General features: G+C 70.5%; 19 protein-coding genes and 3 tRNA genes. 8 read left to right on the plus strand and 14 right to left on the minus strand.

From position 1 onward, the window contains the following. Positions 1 to 18 precede the first annotated feature (18 nt). A complete protein-coding gene (rpmB, locus tag AB0B61_RS06405; protein ID WP_049556934.1) occupies positions 19 to 204 on the plus strand; it encodes a 50S ribosomal protein L28 in 186 nt (61 codons plus the stop codon). 93 nt (positions 205 to 297) lie between these two features. On the opposite strand, the gene thiD is transcribed toward rpmB, so the two are convergent. The 3 genes from thiD to AB0B61_RS06420 form a co-directional block, all read right to left on the minus strand. Further along, on the minus strand, positions 298 to 1,092 hold the full coding sequence (gene thiD / locus AB0B61_RS06410) for a bifunctional hydroxymethylpyrimidine kinase/phosphomethylpyrimidine kinase (RefSeq protein WP_358428844.1): 795 nt from the start codon (positions 1,090 to 1,092) through the stop codon (positions 298 to 300). Positions 1,093 to 1,127: 35 nt separating this feature from the next. Next, entirely contained in the window at positions 1,128 to 3,056 is a 1,929-nt protein-coding gene (locus AB0B61_RS06415; RefSeq protein ID WP_358428847.1) for a hypothetical protein, read from the minus strand. Between the two features lie 127 nt (positions 3,057 to 3,183). Beyond that, complete coding sequence (locus AB0B61_RS06420; RefSeq protein ID WP_358428850.1) at positions 3,184 to 4,230, minus strand: thiamine-phosphate kinase; 1,047 nt, start codon at positions 4,228 to 4,230, stop codon at positions 3,184 to 3,186. Between the two features lie 47 nt (positions 4,231 to 4,277). Between AB0B61_RS06420 and AB0B61_RS06425 the strand changes: the two genes are divergently transcribed. Together AB0B61_RS06425 and AB0B61_RS06430 are read left to right on the plus strand one after the other, a co-directional pair. Next, on the plus strand, positions 4,278 to 4,511 hold the full coding sequence (locus AB0B61_RS06425; RefSeq protein WP_225291979.1) for an Lrp/AsnC ligand binding domain-containing protein: 234 nt from the start codon (positions 4,278 to 4,280) through the stop codon (positions 4,509 to 4,511). A 14-nt stretch (positions 4,512 to 4,525) separates the two neighbouring features. Continuing rightward, on the plus strand, positions 4,526 to 4,966 hold the full coding sequence (locus AB0B61_RS06430) for a DUF3515 domain-containing protein (RefSeq protein ID WP_358428853.1): 441 nt from the start codon (positions 4,526 to 4,528) through the stop codon (positions 4,964 to 4,966). A 24-nt stretch (positions 4,967 to 4,990) separates the two neighbouring features. On the opposite strand, the gene AB0B61_RS06435 is transcribed toward AB0B61_RS06430, so the two are convergent. From AB0B61_RS06435 to AB0B61_RS06445, 3 genes are all read right to left on the minus strand, one after another. Next, positions 4,991 to 6,085, minus strand: coding sequence for a D-alanine--D-alanine ligase family protein (locus AB0B61_RS06435; RefSeq protein ID WP_358428856.1), 1,095 nt, complete (start codon positions 6,083 to 6,085; stop codon positions 4,991 to 4,993). 103 nt (positions 6,086 to 6,188) lie between these two features. Further along, entirely contained in the window at positions 6,189 to 7,199 is a 1,011-nt protein-coding gene (locus AB0B61_RS06440; RefSeq protein WP_358428859.1) for an NAD(P)H-dependent glycerol-3-phosphate dehydrogenase, read from the minus strand. Positions 7,200 to 7,203: 4 nt separating this feature from the next. After that, positions 7,204 to 7,914: a lysophospholipid acyltransferase family protein gene (locus AB0B61_RS06445; protein WP_358428862.1), complete on the minus strand. Its 711-nt coding sequence runs from the start codon at positions 7,912 to 7,914 to the stop codon at positions 7,204 to 7,206. Positions 7,915 to 7,988: 74 nt separating this feature from the next. On the opposite strand from AB0B61_RS06445, the gene cofC reads away from it, so the two are divergent. Together cofC and AB0B61_RS06455 are read left to right on the plus strand one after the other, a co-directional pair. Further along, positions 7,989 to 8,624: a 2-phospho-L-lactate guanylyltransferase gene (cofC, locus tag AB0B61_RS06450; RefSeq protein WP_358428865.1), complete on the plus strand. Its 636-nt coding sequence runs from the start codon at positions 7,989 to 7,991 to the stop codon at positions 8,622 to 8,624. Positions 8,625 to 8,699: 75 nt separating this feature from the next. After that, on the plus strand, positions 8,700 to 8,900 hold the full coding sequence (locus tag AB0B61_RS06455) for a hypothetical protein (RefSeq protein ID WP_357643721.1): 201 nt from the start codon (positions 8,700 to 8,702) through the stop codon (positions 8,898 to 8,900). A gap of 75 nt (positions 8,901 to 8,975) precedes the next feature. Here AB0B61_RS06455 and AB0B61_RS06460 read toward each other — a convergent pair whose 3' ends face one another. From AB0B61_RS06460 to leuC, 4 genes are all read right to left on the minus strand, one after another. Then, positions 8,976 to 9,275, minus strand: a complete 300-nt coding sequence (locus AB0B61_RS06460) for an HU family DNA-binding protein (protein WP_357643719.1) — start codon at positions 9,273 to 9,275, stop codon at positions 8,976 to 8,978. A gap of 98 nt (positions 9,276 to 9,373) precedes the next feature. After that, positions 9,374 to 9,613: a hypothetical protein gene (locus tag AB0B61_RS06465; protein WP_358428868.1), complete on the minus strand. Its 240-nt coding sequence runs from the start codon at positions 9,611 to 9,613 to the stop codon at positions 9,374 to 9,376. Continuing rightward, positions 9,592 to 10,179, minus strand: a complete 588-nt coding sequence (gene leuD, locus AB0B61_RS06470; protein ID WP_358428871.1) for a 3-isopropylmalate dehydratase small subunit — start codon at positions 10,177 to 10,179, stop codon at positions 9,592 to 9,594. Before leuD ends, AB0B61_RS06465 begins: the two co-directional genes overlap by 22 nt. Positions 10,180 to 10,191: 12 nt before the next feature. Next, a complete protein-coding gene (gene leuC / locus AB0B61_RS06475; protein ID WP_225291989.1) occupies positions 10,192 to 11,580 on the minus strand; it encodes a 3-isopropylmalate dehydratase large subunit in 1,389 nt (462 codons plus the stop codon). A gap of 97 nt (positions 11,581 to 11,677) precedes the next feature. On the opposite strand from leuC, the gene AB0B61_RS06480 reads away from it, so the two are divergent. Both AB0B61_RS06480 and AB0B61_RS06485 read left to right on the plus strand, forming a co-directional pair. Beyond that, positions 11,678 to 12,394 (plus strand): IclR family transcriptional regulator, encoded by a 717-nt coding sequence (locus AB0B61_RS06480; RefSeq protein ID WP_225291990.1) that lies wholly within the window; start codon positions 11,678 to 11,680, stop codon positions 12,392 to 12,394. A 58-nt stretch (positions 12,395 to 12,452) separates the two neighbouring features. Further along, complete coding sequence (locus AB0B61_RS06485) at positions 12,453 to 14,171, plus strand: hypothetical protein (RefSeq protein ID WP_358428874.1); 1,719 nt, start codon at positions 12,453 to 12,455, stop codon at positions 14,169 to 14,171. A 116-nt stretch (positions 14,172 to 14,287) separates the two neighbouring features. Here the strand turns inward: AB0B61_RS06485 and AB0B61_RS06490 are convergent. The 4 genes from AB0B61_RS06490 to AB0B61_RS06505 all read right to left on the minus strand — a co-directional run bounded on the left by AB0B61_RS06490 (position 14,288) and on the right by AB0B61_RS06505 (position 15,224). Beyond that, positions 14,288 to 14,360 (minus strand) — tRNA-Glu (locus AB0B61_RS06490). Positions 14,361 to 14,378: 18 nt separating this feature from the next. Further along, a tRNA-Glu gene (locus AB0B61_RS06495) sits at positions 14,379 to 14,454 on the minus strand. Positions 14,455 to 14,533: 79 nt separating this feature from the next. Then, positions 14,534 to 15,112, minus strand: coding sequence for a hypothetical protein (locus AB0B61_RS06500; RefSeq protein WP_358428877.1), 579 nt, complete (start codon positions 15,110 to 15,112; stop codon positions 14,534 to 14,536). 40 nt (positions 15,113 to 15,152) lie between these two features. Then, a tRNA-Gln gene (locus AB0B61_RS06505) sits at positions 15,153 to 15,224 on the minus strand. Between the two features lie 164 nt (positions 15,225 to 15,388). Between AB0B61_RS06505 and AB0B61_RS06510 the strand changes: the two genes are divergently transcribed. Next, positions 15,389 to 17,356, plus strand: a complete 1,968-nt coding sequence (locus AB0B61_RS06510; RefSeq protein ID WP_358428880.1) for a M3 family metallopeptidase — start codon at positions 15,389 to 15,391, stop codon at positions 17,354 to 17,356. The last annotated feature ends 25 nt before the right edge of the window (positions 17,357 to 17,381 follow it).

Here is a 17,381-nt window from a genome sequence, read left to right on the forward strand (position 1 = left end):
GTTTTAAGGAGCGATACCGTGGCTTCCGTCTGCGATGTCTGCCGCAAGGGGCCGACCTTCGGCAACAACGTGTCCCACTCGCACCGCCGCACCCGCCGTCGTTGGAACCCCAACATCCAGACGGTCCGCGCGGTCATCGGCGGCACGCCGAAGAAGCTCAACGTGTGCACCTCGTGCATCAAGGCCGGCAAGGTCACCCGCTAGCCGGTCCCGACTTTCGCCAAAGCCCGCCTGCTCGACACCGAGCGGCGGGCTTTCGCCGTGTCTGAGGTAGCTCGACGTCAGGGATGGCTCGGGTCAGCGCCAGCGCCAGGCGTGGTCGACCGGGCCGATGCCGTCGCCGAGCGGGAAGCCCTTGGCGATGGCGCCCGTCACGTACTCCTTCGCCTTGCCCACCGCCGTGGGCACGTCGTCCCCCAGCGCGAGGTGGGAGGCGATGGCCGAGGCGAGCGTACAGCCCGTGCCGTGCGTGTGCCGGTTGTCCAGGCGCGGCGCCGAGAAGCGATATTCGCTCGTCCCGTCCGTGAGCAGGTCGACCGGCTCGCCGGGCAGGTGGCCGCCCTTGATCAGGGCCCAGGTGGGGCCCAGTTCCAGGATGGCGTCGGCCGCGCGGCGCAGGCCGTCCTCGTCCTCGACCTTGACCGAGGTGAGCTGCTCGACCTCCCACAGGTTGGGCGTGACGACGGTGGCGACCGGCAGCAGCCGCGTCTTGACCGTCTCGACGGCCTCGGGCGCCAGCAGCGGGTCGCCGTGCTTCGACACGCCGACCGGATCGACCACCACCGGCGCGGAGTACGAGCCGAGCGCCGCCGCCACCACCTCGACCAGTCCCGGCGAGGCCAGCATGCCGGTCTTGACCGACCGCGCACCGATGTCGCCGAGCACCGAGTCGAGCTGCGCCCGTACGGCCTCGGGCGGCAGCTCCCAGTAGCCCTGGACGCCGAGCGAGTTCTGCGCGGTGACCGCCGCGATGACGCTCATGCCGTGGACGCCCAAGGCGAGCATGGTCTTGAGGTCGGCCTGAATGCCCGCCCCGCCGCCGGAATCGGATCCGGCGACGGTCAGCACGCATGGAGGGGTCGTAACCGTCATATCCCCATCCAACCATCCCCCGCCGGGGTGGCCGGCTAGCTGACGGCGCAGTCGCCGCCCACCAGGCCGCAGTTCGCCGGCGCGGCGCCCCGGCCCGTCGCCGAGATCGTCAGCTGGGCGGTGCCGCCCGTGGCGAGCGAGTCGGTCAGGTCGATGATCAGCTGATCCCCGTCCTGCGTCCACCCGGCGCCCTTCACATCCAGCACCCGGCCGCGGATCGGCAGGGACACCGTGAGCGATGGCAGCGCCTCCAGGGAGGAGTTGACGACGTCCAGGTGCGCGGTGTAGCCGACCAGCCCCTGGTTGACCACGTCGAAGTTCAGGCTCACCGACTGACCGCCCGCGGCCTGGGCCGGGTCGGTGGGTACGGGGGCCGTCGTGACAGTGCCGCTCGGGGTGTCGGGGTCGTTGATCGTCGTGGCCTCGTCGGTCGGCTCCTCCGTGAGGCTCTCCGTCGGGCTCGGCTCGACCGGCTCCCTCGTGGGCCTGACCGGTTCCTTCGTCTTCGTCTTGGTCGGCGTCGGTGTCGGGGAGGCGCTACGGCGCGGCGTGCGCACGTTGACCGTGGCCGACGGCTTCGGGGTGTCGGCGGCCTTGGTCTTCTCCTCGGTCGGCTCGTCGGAGGGCTCCTCCGTGGGCTCCTCCTCCGCCGGGGACTGGCTGGGCTTCGCGCCCGGCTGGTTGGTCACCTGTACGGCGGCGCAGGTGGCGCCGGCGCACTTGGCCGGGTCGTTCGAGGAGCTCATCATCTTGACGCCGGCGACGGTACCGCCGAGGACGACCGCCACGGCGGCGACGGAGAGCAGCGCCACCTTGCCCCGCCCGCCGCTGGGAGGCGCGGCGAGCACGTCGGGGTCGGCGGGCGGCTTCTTGCGGCCACGGCGGCGGCGCGGCTCCGGCTCGTCGATCGGCTCGTCCGACGACCAGCCCGAGCCGAGGAAGCCGTTGTCGGCGCTGTCCGCCCAGGCGGGCGTGGGGGCGTCGACCATGGTCGGCGCGCCGTACACCTTGATGTCGCCCGGTGCGGGCGGCTCGTTCGGCGGCGGCCCGAACGCCTCGTTGGAACCGAAGACCTGGGTGGCGCCGAAGGGCTCGTTGAAGTCACGCGTCTCGTTCGAGCCGGGCTCGTCGGCGGGTCCCGGTGGCCGGCCGGGGGTGTCCCACTCCGGACGCGTGAAGGCGCCGGTCGTCTCGAACGGCCCCTCAGGGCGGTCGGACCGGCCGCCGTCCGCCGGCGGCTGCGGCTGGTTGAACCCGCCTTCGGGGGGCATGATGAACGCCCCCGTGGTCTCGGAAGGCCCCTCTGGGAACGCCCCAGAGCCCTCAGGACGCCCCTGGGACCGCGTGGCTGACCCATCGGGACGCATGAAGGGGAGGACCGAAGCCCCTTCGGGCCGGGTGAAGCCGTCCGCAGGCCCTGCCGGGTGAACGAAGCCGCCCGAAGGCCCTTCGGGACCGGTGAAGCCGCCTGAGGGCCCTTCCGGATGGGTGAAGCCGTGTGCGGGCCCGTCGGGGCCATTGAAGCCGCCTGCGGGTCCCTCCGGACGGGTGAAGCCGCCCGTGGGTCCTTCTGGGCGGCTGAACATGCTCGGGGGCTCGGAGGACGACTCCGGGGGCCGGCCGGCGGCCTTCGACCGCGGCGGCGGCGCGAACGCGCCAGTCGTCTCGAACGGATCAGGCCGTACGCCGGGAGCGGGGCCGGCCGGGGCCGGTCCGCCTTCCCGTTTCGGCATCGGCGCCCACTGGCCCGTCACCTCGACCTGGTCGGGCGGCGAGGGCCAGCCGGGTGGCTCGGCTCCTTGCTCGTCCGGGCCCCAGAAGGCGCTCTTGGCGGTCGGGTCCGGGACGGCGGCCCACCTCGCGGCGGGGTCGGTGGTGAACCTGGGGTCCTCCTGTGAATCGTCGGAGCCCTCGTTCCCCCATTCATCCTCGTCGTCGGATCCACCTGTGCCGTGGCGGCCCATATGGCTGCCCTTTCTGCAGGTTACAGTGGCCGCCAATCTTCATAACACCTTTACTACGGCTTTGTCCCAGTAATCCCGGTAGTCACACCCCAAATCCGCCAAACCTTACACAAATCGCGCCGGGTTGTCACGCAAAGTGATCCCATCCAGCGTGACCAATTTCACGGCCTCGGACGTGAACTCCCTGACCTGCCACGACGTGCCCCACGATTCGCCACGGAGACGGCAGCGCCACTCCGGCGGGGAACACCGCCGCGAGCGCGTGGTCCTCACCGCCCGACAGCACCCAGTCCAGCGGATCGGCCCCCAGCAGCTCGGCCGCCGCCGCCACCGGCTCCCCCACGACGAACGCGGCCGGGTCCAGCTCGACGCGTACGCCGCTGGCCACCGCGATGTGCCCGAGGTCCTGGAGCAGCCCGTCGCTCACGTCGAGCATCGCGCTCGCCCCCAGCTCCGCCGCCTCGGGCCCCGAGGAGTAGGGCGGACACGGCCGCCGATGCGCGGCCACAGCCTCCCAGAGCGCCTCTCGCCGCGGAGAGAAGGACATCCCCTCCACCCGGCTCGGCCCCGGAGACCTCGCCTCCGCACGACTCTGCTCCGATGGATGGCTAGGTGGCCACCCGGATTCGAGCAGTGCCAGCCCCGCGGCGGCGTACCCGAGACGTCCGGCCACCGCCACCACCTGACCGGGGCGCGCGCCCGACCGGGTCACCGGTGCCCGGCCGCCCAGATCGCCGAGCGCGGTCACCCCGATGACGACCAGGTCGCCGCGCGCGATGTCGCCGCCCACGACGCTCGCCCCGACGACCGCGCACTCGTCGCGGAACCCGTCGGCGAGCGCGTCGAGCCACTCCACCGGCAGGTCCGCGGGCATCCCCAGGCCGACCACGATGGACGTCGGCACGGCCCCCATCGCGGCCACGTCGGCAAGGTTCTGAGCTGCGGCTTTACGCCCCACGTCGTAGCCGCTGGACCAATCGCGGCGAAAGTGCCTACCCTCGAGTAGCAGGTCCGTAGACACCACGACGCGCCCGTCGGGCGCCCTTACCATTGCGGCGTCGTCGCCCGGCCCGAGCAGAACCGTCGCACCTTGCGGCAATCGTCCGGAAATACGAGACACCGCTCCGAATTCGCCGAGATCTCCGACTGTGATGACGCACCTCCTGACGCACACAGGGTACGGTGGCCCTTCGGCGTGATCGAATCGCCCGGGAGGACGTAATGGTGCAGGCCTACATCCTTATTCAGACCGAGGTCGGCAAGGCCGCGAGCGTGGCCCGCGAGATTTCCGGCATTCCCGGAGTCACGCAGGCGGAGGACGTCACCGGCCCCTACGACGTGATCGTGCGCGCGGAGGCCAACAACGTCGACGAGCTGGGCAAGCTGGTGGTCGCCCAGATTCAGGCCGTGGAGGGCATCACACGTACGCTGACGTGCCCGATCGTCCATATTTGAGGTAAATCTAGTTCATGCGCCGCACCACTGTCCTGCTCGCCCTGCTGATGCTCGCCGGGTGCGGCGGTGCCGTTCGCGTGGAGCCGCCCACGCCCCAGGGCGAGGCGGCGGCGGCCTGCGAGAGCCTGGCCGGGCGGCTGCCCAAGACGCTCGACGGCGCCCCGCGCGGTGAGTCCACGCCCACCTCCCCGTACGTCACGGTCTGGGGAGAGGCGGAGATCGCGCTCCGCTGCGGTGTGCCGCGCCCGGCGCGGATGTCCCCGACCGACACGTTGCAGGAGATCGACGGCGTGGGCTGGTTCGCCGACCCCGACAAGCCGACCCTGTACACCGCGATCGAGGACCCCGCCTATGTCGAGGTCACGATCGCGGGCACCCACGTCGCCCCCTCGGTTCTCGCGGACCTCTCGGGGCCGATCAGCCAGGCGTCGGCCTCCCAGAAGCCGACCCAGTAGTCAGCCCAGTAGTCAGCCCAGTAGTCAGCGCAGCCCGGGTGAACGGTGCAGGGCGAGCTGGATGAGCCGGTCGACCAGCGCCGGGTACGACAGCCCCGAGGCGGCCCACAGCTGCGGCGCCACCGACAACGAGGTGAACCCGGGCATGGTGTTGATCTCGTTGAAGACCAGCTTCCCCTCGGGCGTGTAGAAGAAGTCGACCCGCGACAGCCCCTCGCAGTCGAGCGCCTCGAACGCGCGCACGGCCATCTCCCGCAACTCCTCGGCCACCGCCTCAGGGAGGTCGGCGGGCACGGTGAGCGACATCTGGTCGGGGTAGTACTTGGCCTCGAAGTCGAAGAACTCCTGACCGCCCTGGACCTTGACCTCGCCCGGCGTCGAGGCGATCGCCGGCTCGTCGCCGAGTGACTCGAGCACCGCGCACTCGATCTCGCGCCCTTCGATGGCGGCCTCGATGAGCACCTTGGGATCGTGCTCGCGGGCGACCTCGACGGCGCGCTCCAGCGAGGCCCGGTCGTGCGCCTTGGAGATGCCCTGCGACGACCCGGCCCTGGCGGGCTTGACGAACACCGGCCAGCCGAGCTCCTCGGCCTCCTTCAGCACCCGCTCCCGGTAGAGCCGCCAGTCGCGCTCGCGTACCACCACATGGCGACCGATCGGCAGTCCCGCGGCGGCCATGACCGTCTTCATGTGGGCCTTGTCCATGCCCACCGCGCTGGCCAGCACGCCGGAGCCCACATAGCGCACGCCGGCCATCTCCAGCAGGCCCTGGATCGTGCCGTCCTCGGCGAACGGGCCGTGCATGACGGGGAAGACCACGTCGACGCTGCCCAGCTCGACGGGGATGCTGCCCGGGTCGTAGGCCACCAGTGAGGCGCTGCCGGAGGGCAACGCCAGGGCCGCGCCCGTGGTGTCGACGGCGGGCAGCTCGCCGGCCTCGATGGCGAACCGCTGGTCCGACGCGGCCAGCACCCACCTGCCGTCCTGGGCGATCCCGATGGGGATCACCTCGTACTTGCTCCTGTCGATCGCCTCCAGGACACTGCCGGCTCCCATCAGGGACACGGCGTGCTCGGAATTGCGACCTCCGAAAACGACGGCGACGCGTGGCTTGCTCATGAGGTCCGAATCTACCGGCGCGTACGCTGGACAGCGAGTCAAGCGCGCGGATGACGTCGTCATACGCGCGCTGGACAACGAGACAAGCGAGCGGGTGACGTCGTCATACGCCGTAGCGCTCGGGCTTGGGCGAGCGGGACATGAGCAGCATTCCGGCCTCGCTGGGCGACATGCCGTCGTGCACCACGCCGACGACGACCTCCGTGATCGGCATCTCCACGTCGTGCTTCCTGGCCAGCTCCAGGACCGACTCGCACGACTTGACGCCCTCGGCGGTCTGCCGGGTGGCGGCGATGACCTCGGCGAGCGTCATGCCGCGGCCCAGGTTCTCGCCGAACGTGCGGTTGCGCGACAGCGGCGAGGTGCAGGTCGCCACCAGGTCGCCCATCCCGGCCAGTCCGGCGAACGTGTGCGGGTCGGCCCCGAGTGCCGCGCCCAGCCGGGAGATCTCGGCCAGTCCCCTGGTCATCAGCATGGCGCCGACGTTGTCGCCCATCCCCATGCCCGAGGCCACGCCGACGGCCAGCGCGATCACGTTCTTGACCGCGCCGCCGAGCTCGACGCCGACCACGTCGGTGTTGGTGTAGGGCCGGAACCACGGCGGCAGATGGCAGACCGCCTGCAGGCGCGCCGCGACCCCCTCGTCCACGCAGGCCACGACCGTGGCGGCGGGCTGGCGCTGGGCGATCTCCTTGGCCAGGTTGGGGCCCGAGACGACGGCGACCCGATCCTCGTGCACCCCCGCCACCTCGCGGATGACCTCGCTCATCCGCTTGGTCGTGCCGAGCTCGATGCCCTTCATCAGGCTGACCAGGACCGCCTCGCGCGGGATGTGCTCACGCCAGGCGGCCAGGTTGGGCCGCAGGGACTGCGACGGCACGGCGAGCACCACGAAGTCGGCCCCGTCGAGCGCTACAGCGGGGTCCGTCGTCGCGCGCAACGACGGGGGCAGCGCCACGCCGGGCAGGTAGTCGAGGTTCGCGTGGCTGCGCTCGATGCCCGCGACCAGCTCCGGCCGGCGGCCCCACAGCACGGTCTGGTTGCCCGCCTCGGCCAGGATCATCGCGAACGTGGTGCCCCACGATCCGGTGCCGAACACCGCGACCTTGGTCATGCCGTCACCGCCCGGCCGGGTCGTAGGGGGCCGCGGGGGCCTTCTGCCCGCGCAGCGCGGCGAGCTGCTCGGTGATCGCCATCACGATGTCGTGGGTGGCCGCGCGCAGCACGTCGGCGTGCGGCTCCTGGCCGGTGTACGCCGACAGGTCGACCGGCGGCCCCACCATCACGCGGAAGGTCTTGCGCGGGAACAGCCTGGGCCGCTTCTCCCCATAGGGCAGCAGCTCGTGCGCGCCCCAGTGGGCCACCGGGATCACCGGCGCGCCGCTCTCCAGCGCCAGCCTGGCGGCGCCGGTCTTGCCGACCATCGGCCACAGGTCGGGATCGCGGGTGCAGGTGCCCTCGGGATAGAAGAGGATCGCGGCGCCGTCCTTCAGCCGCGCCGCCGACTCGTGCAGCGACTTGGCCGCCTCGTTGCTGCCCCGCTCGACGGGGATGGCCCGCAGGGAGCGAACGGCGTTGCCCAGGAACGGCACCTTGAACAGGGTGGCCTTGGCCAGGATGACCGGCCACCGCCCGTTGTTGTAGAGGAAGTGGGCCAGCAGCACGGGGTCGGTCCAGGAGAGGTGATTCGTCGCGATGATGATGCCGCCGGTGCGGGGAACGCGCTCTCCCCTGCGCCAGTCCTTCTTGATCAGGAGCCATGACAGTGGTTTCACGATCACTACGGCCAGGGTCTCCCAGAAACGCGATGGGCGCGTGGGGCGGCTCATGATCTCCTCCTACGGTCTGCGCCCCAAGTCTCCCGGTTGGCCGCATGGGATGTCGAGGCGCGATGCTTAACCCTATGAGCATCCGCTGGTCACTGGTCATTCCGGTGAAGACGCTGGTCGCGGCCAAGACTCGGCTGGCGGCCGCCACGGGTCCGCACCGCACCCGGCTGGCCGTCGCCGTCGCCTGCGACACCGTCGCGGCGGCGCTCTCCTGCCCGCTGGTGGCCCGGGTAATCGTGGTGACCGCCGACCCGGCCGCCGCCGGGCCACTGACCGCGCTGGGGGCCGAGGTGGTGCACGACCCCGACCGTGGCCTGAACACCGCCCTGCGCACGGGCGCGGCGCACGCCGTACGCGTCGCGCCCGGCGACGGGATCGGCGCCCTGCAGGCCGACCTGCCCGCCCTGCGCCCGGCGGAGCTGACCACCGCGCTGGGCCGCGCCGCGGAGTTCGACCAGTCCTTCGTGCCCGACGCGCTCGACGTCGGCACCACCTTCTACGGGGTACGGCCGGGACGCCCGTTCACGCCGCGCTTCGGCGGGGAGTCGCGGGCCAAGCACCTGGCGGGCGGCGCCAAGGAGCTGTGCACGGAGGACATCGACTCGGTCAGGCGCGACGTGGACACCCCCGACGACCTGCGGGCCGCCATCGCCCTGGGACTGGGACGGCACACCGCGGCGGTAGTCGCCGAACTGTGGCCGCCCTCGTGACGCGCCGGGCTCCGGCCGCCTTCGTGACGCGCCGGGGTCTCGCTGGGCGCGGACCCACCGTTTACGCTGGGCCGCATGCAGGCGACGGTACGCAGTTTCGATCCGGTGACGCGTTCCGGCTCGGTCTTCCTCGACGACGGGACCGTGCTGGAGTTCGGCACGCCCGCCTTCGACGCGGGGCCGCTGCGGCTCCTGCGTTCGGGGCAGCGGGTCCGCCTCGCGATGACGGGTGACGAGATCACCTACATAACGCTGTCGACCTTTCCACTCCCCTGATTCCCCGGGAATCCAGGAATCAAAGGAAACGCCCGGCCCCCGACAGGGGACCGGGCGCCCGGCCGGCTCTCGCGATTACTTCTTCTTCGAGAGCTTCTTGCCGCCGACGTTCACGAGTTCCTTGAAGTCCGAACCCGGACGGAACTTGGGTCCCCAGCTCTCCGCGACCGCGATTTCGGCACCCGTAGACGGGTTACGGGCGCTCCTGGCCCCCTTGTGCACCATCTCGAACGCGCCGAAGCCGGTGATCGAGACCTTGTCTCCGCTGGCGACCGCCTTCTGGATGGCGTCGATGATCGCGTTCACGGCCTCCGTGGCCGTCCTCCTGTCGCCCACCCGGTCTGCGATGGCGTCGACGAGTTCCCGCTTGTTCATAAAGGTCTGCTCCCCCAGTTACGGCTCGGGGTTCCAGCTCATGAGTTCTCGGTAGAAACCCCTTACGCGCTCGAAAGTAGGCGGGATCGCGGGGGAACTCAATCACCGAGCGTGTTTTCGGGTGCGCGTGGCGTGTCGAAATCGCTGTCGAGTGCGGCGAGAAACGCTTCGAGACGGGCCGCCGCCCTTTCCGGATCCCGCTTGGCCAGATCGCAGATCGCGACGTAACGGCGGCCCAGCCGTTCCTTCTCGGCGGCGGGCAGCATGCGGACGCGGCGGTGCGCTTCGCGCAGCCGCCGCGCCAGTTCGTCGTCTTCTAGACGGTCGTCGGCAGCCATGGCTGCCGACCATTCTCGTACGTCGCCACATCGTCGGCATGACGCAGGGTCAGTCCGATGTCGTCGAGGCCCTCCATGAGGCGCCAGCGGGTGTAGTCGTCGATCTCGAAACCGACGCTCTCCCCGGCCCAGCGGACCTGGCGCTCCGCCAGGTCGACGGTCACCTCCAGCCCCGGGTCGGCCTCGACGGCCGCCTGCAGCGCCTCGACCTTGTCGCCCGGCAGGACGACCGGGAGCAGGCCCATCTTGGTGGAGTTGTTGCGGAAGATGTCGCCGAAGCGGGCGGCGATCACGGCGCGGAAGCCGTACTGCTGCAAGGCCCACACGGCGTGCTCGCGCGAGGAGCCGGTGCCGAAGTCGGGACCTGAGACGAGGATCGAGGCGCCCTCGTAGGCCGGGTCGTTGAGCACGAACGTCGGGTCCTCGCGCCAGGCGGCGAACAGGCCCCTCTCGAACCCGGTCCGGCTGACCTGCTTGAGCCAGACGGCCGGGATGATCTGGTCGGTGTCGACGTTGCTGCGGCGCAGCGGCACCGCCGTACCGGTGTGAGTGGTGAAAGCGTCCATCGGAAGGCTCTCCTAAGCGAGGTCGGCGGGGGCGGTCAGGCGGCCGGTGACCGCGGTCGCGGCGGCGACCTGCGGCGACACCAGATGGGTGCGGCCACCCTTGCCCTGGCGGCCCTCGAAGTTGCGGTTGGAGGTGGAGGCGCTGCGCTCGCCCGGCTGGAGCGTGTCGGGGTTCATGCCGAGGCACATCGAGCAGCCCGCCTCGCGCCATTCGGCGCCGGCGGCCTTGAACACCTCGTGCAGGCCCTCCTGCTCGGCCTGGAGCTTGACCAGCATCGACCCGGGCACGATCAGCGTGCGGGTGGTGACCTGGCGGCCGCGCAGGATCTCGGCGGCGGCGCGCAGGTCCTCGATGCGGCCGTTGGTGCACGAGCCGACGAAGACCGTGTCGACCTGGATCTCGCGCAGCGGCGTGCCGGCCGTGAGGCCCATGTACTCCAGCGCCCGCTCGGCCGAGGAGCGCGCGATCGGGTCGGCGAAGTCCTCGGGGCTGGGCACCGACGCGTCCAGCGGCAGGCCCTGGCCCGGGTTCGTGCCCCAGGTGACGTACGGCGTGAGCGTCGAGGCGTCGATCTCGACCACCTTGTCGAACACGGCGTCGTCGTCGGTGCGCAGCGACTTCCAGTATTCGACGGCCTGGTCCCACGCCTCGCCGGTCGGCGCGTGCTGACGGCCCTTGAGGTAGTCGAAGGTGGTCTCGTCGGGCGCGATCAGGCCCGCGCGGGCACCGGCCTCGATCGACATGTTGCAGACCGTCATGCGGCCCTCCATGGAGAGCTTGCGTACGGCCTCACCACGGTATTCGACGATGTAGCCCTGGCCGCCGCCGGTGCCGATCTTGGCGATGATGGCCAGGATCAGGTCCTTGGCCGTGACGCCGACGGGCAGTTCGCCCGAGACCTCGATGGCCATCGTCTTGGGCCGGTAGGCCGGCAGCGTCTGGGTGGCCAGCACGTGCTCGACCTCGGAGGTGCCGATGCCGAACGCGATGCCGCCGAACGCGCCGTGCGTGGAGGTGTGGGAGTCACCGCAGACGATCGTCATGCCCGGCTGGGTCAGGCCGAACTGCGGGCCGATGATGTGGACCACGCCCTGACCCGCGTCACCCATAGGATGCAGCCGGATGCCGAACTCGGCGGCGTTCTTGCGCAGCGTCTCGACCTGCGTCTTGGACACCGGGTCGGCGATCGGGCCGAGCACGGTCGGCACGTTGTGGTCTTCGGTGGCGATGGTGAGCTCAGGCCTGCGCACGGTCCGCCCGGCGAGACGGAGACCGTCGAACGCCTGCGGGCTGGTCACCTCGTGGATGAGGTGCAGGTCGATGTAGAGGAGGTCGGGTTCGCCGTCGGCGCGGCGCACGACATGCTGCTCCCAGACCTTCTCCGCCAATGTGCGGGCCATGATCTCCTCCTGGTTGATGCGATGCTCCCCATCGCGCTCCCTCGCGGGAGTGTCCTCCGACTTGCCTTCTCATATGTCGAGACGTCAGTATCGGTGTATGGACAACTCTAGCGGAGTCGGCGTACTGGACAAGGCCGTTCTGGTACTCAATGCCCTCGAAGCGGGACCTGCCTCGCTGGCACAGCTGGTCCAGGCCACCGGCCTGGCCCGACCCACGGCCCACCGGCTCGCCGTCGCACTCGAGCACCACCGCATCGTGACCCGTGACACGCAGGGCAGGTTCGTGCTCGGCCCACGGCTTTCCGAGTTGTCCACGGCGGCGGGTGAGGATCGGTTGCTCGCGGTGGCCGCGCCCGTACTGATGCAGTTGCGCGACCTCACCGGCGAGAGCGCGCAGCTCTACCGGCGCCAGGGTGACGAGCGGGTCTGCGTGGCCGCGGCCGAACGCTCCAGCGGGTTGCGCGACACCGTGCCCGTGGGGTCGGCGTTGCCGATGACGGCGGGTTCCGCCGCCCAGATATTGCTGGCGTGGGAGGAGCCCGACCGCCTGCACCGGGGGTTGCGCGGCGCCAAGTTCACCGCCGCCACGCTGGCGTCGGTGCGGCGCAGGGGCTGGGCGCACAGTGTCGGCGAGCGCGAGCAGGGGGTGGCCAGTGTTTCCGCGCCGATAAGGGGCAGCGGCGGCAAGGTCATCGCGGCCGTCTCGGTTTCCGGGCCCATCGAACGACTGACGAGAGCGCCCGGCCGACTGCACGCGGTGCCCGTCATGGCGGCGGCGGAACGCATCACGGAAGCCATGCGCCGCACGTCATGATCAGCAAAAGCGCCTATTTGGGGAGCCGAGTGCCTCGCGGGCGCACTAGCCTGAGTGCGTGACAGATCGCATCGAGGTAGCCGCCACTGAGCTGCGACCCCTGCTCGAAGAGTTCATCATCTGGGCGCAGGCCAACGCGCCCGAGAGCGACCCCGAGCTCGTGGGACCAGCGGCGCTGTGGCACCGCCTCGCCTTCTCCCAGGATCTCGGCACGTGGAAGCGTGCCGACCTGCGCAACCTGCTGCTCGACCGCATGCCCAAGGTCGTGGAGGATCCCGACGCCGCCGCCGACGGGATGCTCCCGGCCGTGGACGCGTACCTGACGTTCCTCTCGCAGACCGGACGGCTCACCGAGGGTTCTGACTCCCTCTCCGACCTGCAGGCCGAGCTCGACGACGTCGAGGACGACTTCGTCGAGCTGATGGAGGACCTCCTCGACGACGACGCCGAAGGCGACGACGACGACGAGGAGGAGATCGGCGACCTGGGCGACTTCGAGCCGTTCGCCGACGCGCTGGCCGACCTCGACACGATCAGGCTGCGCCCCGACTCCGAGCTGGCCACGGCCGCCCGCCAGGTGCCGCTGGTCGCCCAGGCGCGCGACCTGGCCCTGTGGGTGGGTTCCGGGCGCCGGGTGGGGGAGGACACCCTGCTGTCCGACGATGAGGTGGCCGAGGCGCTGGCCGCCGTCGGACTGCCCAGGCCGGAGACCGAGGGCTCGCTCGCCGAGGCCGTCCCGCAGCTGTGGAACGTCTGGAACCTCGCCGTCGACCTGGAGTTCCTTGAGCCGGGTGACGCCAACACCGTGGGCGTCCAGGACGACACGTCCGAGTGGCCGTTCGACGACGACGAGGACGTGCTCGACGCCTGGATGCTCGGCCTGCACTCGGTCGACTACGGCGACCCGGAGCTGGCCGACGAGGACCTCACCATGGCCCTGGCGGGCCTCACGCGGGGCGTGCTGGTCAGGCTGCTCCTCGGGGGCGGCTCCCGCGACCTGGCGGAGCTCGGCCAGGAGCTGTCGGAGGCGGCCGCGGAGCTCGACGAGCTGGGCGCCGACGCCTGGGAGGCGGCGGGCGACCCGCTCGCCGGGGCGATCGCCTGGCTGACCGGCTACGGCATGGTCGAGGTCACCGGCCAGACGGTCAGCCTCACGCCGCTCGGCACCGAGGGCGTCGTCCACCTGGTCGACGACTCCGACATCGAGGTCGACGCGCGGCCGGCCATCGAGTCGATGAGCGCCCACGAGCTGCTCGCGCTGAGCGCCGAGCTGCCGGAGGAGGAGGCCGACGCCGAGTTCGCCGACTGGATGCGGCTGCGCGAGCCCGGCAAGGCGGCTGAGGAGCTGCTGGAGGCCGCCGCCCAGGACGAGTCGGACGCGCTCATCCGGGTGCAGGCGGCCAGCGTGGTCGGCACGCTCGGCGAGGCGGCGATCCCGGCCTGGCAGGAGGCGCTGAAGCAGTCCTCGCTGCGCCCCTACGCGGCCACGCACCTGAGCCAGCTCGAGGTGGAGGGCGCGCCGGAGCCGACGCAGGACGACACCCACTGGCTGATTCTCGACATGTGGACGATCTCGGCCGGGCTCGGCCGGTCGGAGTTCATCGGGAGCCTGCGGGACATCGGGCCGGAGCTGCTCAACAACCTGCTCGAGGTGATCTGGAAGATCCCGCACGCGCACGTGGAGGAGCTGCTCGACCTGATCTCCCAGGTCCACCCCGACAAGCAGGTCGCCAAGGCGGCGCGGCGGGCGCTGTTCAAGGCCCGCTCCAACTCCTAGGCATCTTTCGTACGAATGGCGCCGCTCCAGCTACTGGGGCGGCGCCATCGTCGTCTTTGGGTGGACAAATGAAAAAGCCCCCGGCGCGAGACGCGACCGAGAGCGGTGATGAAATGTAGTCCCGACCGGATTCGAACCGGCGCTACCGCCTTGAGAGGGCGGCGTCCTGGGCCACTAGACGACGGGACCTTCGTGAGCTTGTGGCAGTGGTAGTCCCGACCGGATTCGAACCGGCGCTACCGCCTTGAGAGGGCGGCGTCCTGGGCCACTAGACGACGGGACCCTGTCCACAAGCGATGTGCCAGGTTCCCCCGGCAACGCAGGTAACTCTACCGCACCCTCGGAGCACCACCAAACCACTATCAGGCCAGCAGATCGGGCCTATGACGGCGGACCCAGTCGCCCATCGGGCCGCGTTCCCAGAGTGGATCGACGGCGCCGAGCGGGATGCCGAGCCACTGGAGGCCGGTCTCCGGATCGACGGGCACCGCGGCGAGCTGGGCCCGCATCCACGGAGGCATCCGCGGCGGCACATCACGCTCCCCCCAGCCCACCAGCCCGACGGACCTCAGGGCGCCCGCCCGCACGTGAACGCCCCCGAGGCGGCCGATCGGACGAGGGCCGGCCATCCGGCTCTCCACGACGTCGATCCGCTCCATCCGGGCCCACGCCAGCCGGAGGCGGAAGCCGTGGGCGTCCGCCAGCTCCACGCCCTGCGGCGAGAAGCGCACGACGGTGCCCGCCACCATCCGGCGGTGCTTGATCGCCAACACCCCGATGAGCGCGCCGACGCCGAGGGCGCCGATCAGCACTCCGGCGGCCGTGCTGCCCGTCGCGATGGCACCGAGCAGCAGGCAGACGGGAAAGAAGAGCACGAGAGGCATCAGGAGGGGCGCCAGGAAGGCGAGGAACGACCCCGGCCGCATCCGAAATTCATCCATAAGCAAAAAACGGACGCCTCTATGAGACATCCGTTAAGCGCTGGGGTACCAGGACTCGAACCTAGACTAACTGAACCAGAATCAGTCGTGCTGCCAATTACACCATACCCCACCGGCCCGAACCCCGTGGGGTGCGTTAAGGCGACGTCCGAAAGAATAGCCCAGCTTGGGCGCCAAGACCAAAACGATTGCCGAACCGCCTTCCTCCGGGGCGCGGAAGAGGGCCGGGCGTGCCAAGCTGAGGGGGACAAAGCACCACGTGGAGGAGCCCAAGCGTTGGCAGAGAACCCCTTCTTCGCCCCCAGCAGCCTGCCCTACCAGCTGCCGCCCTTCGAGGAGATCCGCGAGGAGCACTACCTCCCCGCGTTCGAGCGCGGGATGGCGGAAGGGCTGGCCGAGGTCGAGGCGATCGCGGACAGCGGCGAGCCGCCCACCTTCGACAACACGATCGCCGCGCTGGAGCGTTCCGGGCGCATCCTGGAGCGCGTGTCCGCGGCCTTCTTCAGCATCGTCTCCTCCAACTCCACGGAGGGCGTCCTGGAGCTGGAGAAGCAGATCTCGCCCGCGCTGGCCAAGCACAGCGACGCGATCCGGCTCAACCGCGCGCTCTGGGCCCGCGTCAAGCGGGTGACCACGGACGACCCCGAGGAGTCGTGGCTGCTGGAGAAATACCGCGAGGACTTCGTCAGAGCCGGTGCCGACCTGACGGAGGCCGAGCAGGGCGAGCTGCGGCGGCTGAACGAAGAGCTGTCCCGGCTGTCCACCGAGTTCGCCCAGAACCTGCTGAAGGCGCTGAGCGAGTCCGCGCTGGTCGTCGATGACGCCAAGGATCTCGACGGCTTCGACGAGGCCACGATCCAGTCGCTGGCCAAGGACGGGCGCTACGTCCTGCCGCTGCTCAACTACACCAACCAGCCGGGGCTGGCCCAGCTCACCGACCGCGACGTACGCCGCAGGCTCTACACGCTGAGCGTGGAGCGGGCGCCGCGCAACTTCGAGCTGGCGATCAAGATGGCGACGCTGCGCGCCGAGCGGGCCGCGCTGCTGGGCTTCCCCAACCACGCCGCCCACACGGTCGCCGACCAGACGGCCAAGACCGTGGAGGCGGTCGAGGCCATGCTGGGGCAGCTCGTCGGGCCGGCCGTACGCAATGCGAAGAAGGAAGCGGAGGCGCTCGCCGAGCAGGCCGGGTTCGCGGTCGAGCCGTGGGACTGGTCCTACTACTCGGAGAAGGTGCGCCAGGCCCGCTACGACTTCGACGCCGGGGCCATGCGGCCCTACTTCGAGCTGTGGCGCGTCTACCGCGACGGCGTGTTCTACGCGGCCACCCGGCTCTACGGCGTCACCTTCACCGAGCGGCCCGACCTGAAGGGCTACCACGAGGACGTACACGTCTACGAGGTGTTCAACGAGGACGGCGGCCGGCTCGGCCTGTTCCTGCTCGACCCGTACGCCCGGCCCAACAAGCGGGGCGGCGCGTGGATGAACAACCTGGTCGACCAGTCGGGCCTGTTCGGCGAGCTGCCGGTCGTGATGAACAACCTCAACATCACCAAGCCGGGCGCCGGGCCGACGCTGCTGACCTACGACGAGGTGAGCACGGCCTTCCACGAGTTCGGGCACGCGCTGCACGGGTTGTTCTCCGAGGTGCGTTTCCCCCGCGTGTCGGGCACCAGCGTGCCGCGCGACTTCGTCGAGTACCCGTCCCAGGTCAACGAGATGTGGGCGACCTGGCCGGAGATCCTGGCCAACTACGCCAAGCACCACGAGACGGGCGAGCCGATGCCCGCCGAGCTGGTGGAGAAGATGAAGGCCGCGGAGAAGTTCAACCAGGGCTTCATGACGGTCGAATATCTGGCCGCGACGCTCCTCGACTGGGCCTGGCACAAGCTGGCCGCGGGCGAGGCGGTGGCCGACGCCGAGGCGTTCGAGTCCGCGGCGCTGGAGGCGGCCGGGATCGCCCTGCCGACGGTCCGGCCACGTTACCGGACCAACTACTTCGCGCACATCTTCGCGGGGGGCTACAGCGCCGGCTACTACTCCTACATCTGGAGCGAGGTGCTGGACGCCGAGAGCGTCCTGTGGTTCAAGGAGAACGGCGGGCTGGAGCGGGCGAACGGCGACCACTTCCGCCGCGAGCTGCTGTCCAGGGGCGGCAGCATCGACCCGCTGACCGCCTTCCGCAACTTCCGCGGCCGGGAGCCCAGCATCCAGCCGCTGCTGGAGCGCCGCGGCCTCCTCTGACGCCCGCCGCGCCGGTCCGCTGCCC

Source organism: Nonomuraea sp. NPDC049158 (assembly GCF_040648335.1).
Taxonomy (GTDB): domain Bacteria; phylum Actinomycetota; class Actinomycetes; order Streptosporangiales; family Streptosporangiaceae; genus Nonomuraea.

Bases quoted from the DNA above. Each gene is read 5' to 3' on its own strand.
- leuC (WP_225291989.1), bottom strand. From the start codon at position 11,580: ATGGCCCGCACATTGGCGGAGAAGGTCTGGGAGCAGCATGTCGTGCGC.
- cofC (WP_358428865.1), top strand. From the start codon at position 7,989: ATGAGCATCCGCTGGTCACTGGTCATTCCGGTGAAGACGCTGGTCGCG.
- AB0B61_RS06455 (WP_357643721.1), top strand. From the start codon at position 8,700: ATGCAGGCGACGGTACGCAGTTTCGATCCGGTGACGCGTTCCGGCTCG.
- AB0B61_RS06425 (WP_225291979.1), top strand. From the start codon at position 4,278: ATGGTGCAGGCCTACATCCTTATTCAGACCGAGGTCGGCAAGGCCGCG.
- thiD (WP_358428844.1), bottom strand. From the start codon at position 1,092: ATGACGGTTACGACCCCTCCATGCGTGCTGACCGTCGCCGGATCCGAT.
- AB0B61_RS06460 (WP_357643719.1), bottom strand. From the start codon at position 9,275: ATGAACAAGCGGGAACTCGTCGACGCCATCGCAGACCGGGTGGGCGAC.
- AB0B61_RS06430 (WP_358428853.1), top strand. From the start codon at position 4,526: ATGCGCCGCACCACTGTCCTGCTCGCCCTGCTGATGCTCGCCGGGTGC.
- AB0B61_RS06445 (WP_358428862.1), bottom strand. From the start codon at position 7,914: ATGAGCCGCCCCACGCGCCCATCGCGTTTCTGGGAGACCCTGGCCGTA.
- AB0B61_RS06440 (WP_358428859.1), bottom strand. From the start codon at position 7,199: ATGACCAAGGTCGCGGTGTTCGGCACCGGATCGTGGGGCACCACGTTC.
- AB0B61_RS06415 (WP_358428847.1), bottom strand. From the start codon at position 3,056: ATGGGCCGCCACGGCACAGGTGGATCCGACGACGAGGATGAATGGGGG.
- leuD (WP_358428871.1), bottom strand. From the start codon at position 10,179: ATGGACGCTTTCACCACTCACACCGGTACGGCGGTGCCGCTGCGCCGC.
- AB0B61_RS06480 (WP_225291990.1), top strand. From the start codon at position 11,678: ATGGACAACTCTAGCGGAGTCGGCGTACTGGACAAGGCCGTTCTGGTA.
- AB0B61_RS06500 (WP_358428877.1), bottom strand. From the start codon at position 15,112: ATGGATGAATTTCGGATGCGGCCGGGGTCGTTCCTCGCCTTCCTGGCG.
- AB0B61_RS06465 (WP_358428868.1), bottom strand. From the start codon at position 9,613: ATGGCTGCCGACGACCGTCTAGAAGACGACGAACTGGCGCGGCGGCTG.
- AB0B61_RS06435 (WP_358428856.1), bottom strand. From the start codon at position 6,085: ATGAGCAAGCCACGCGTCGCCGTCGTTTTCGGAGGTCGCAATTCCGAG.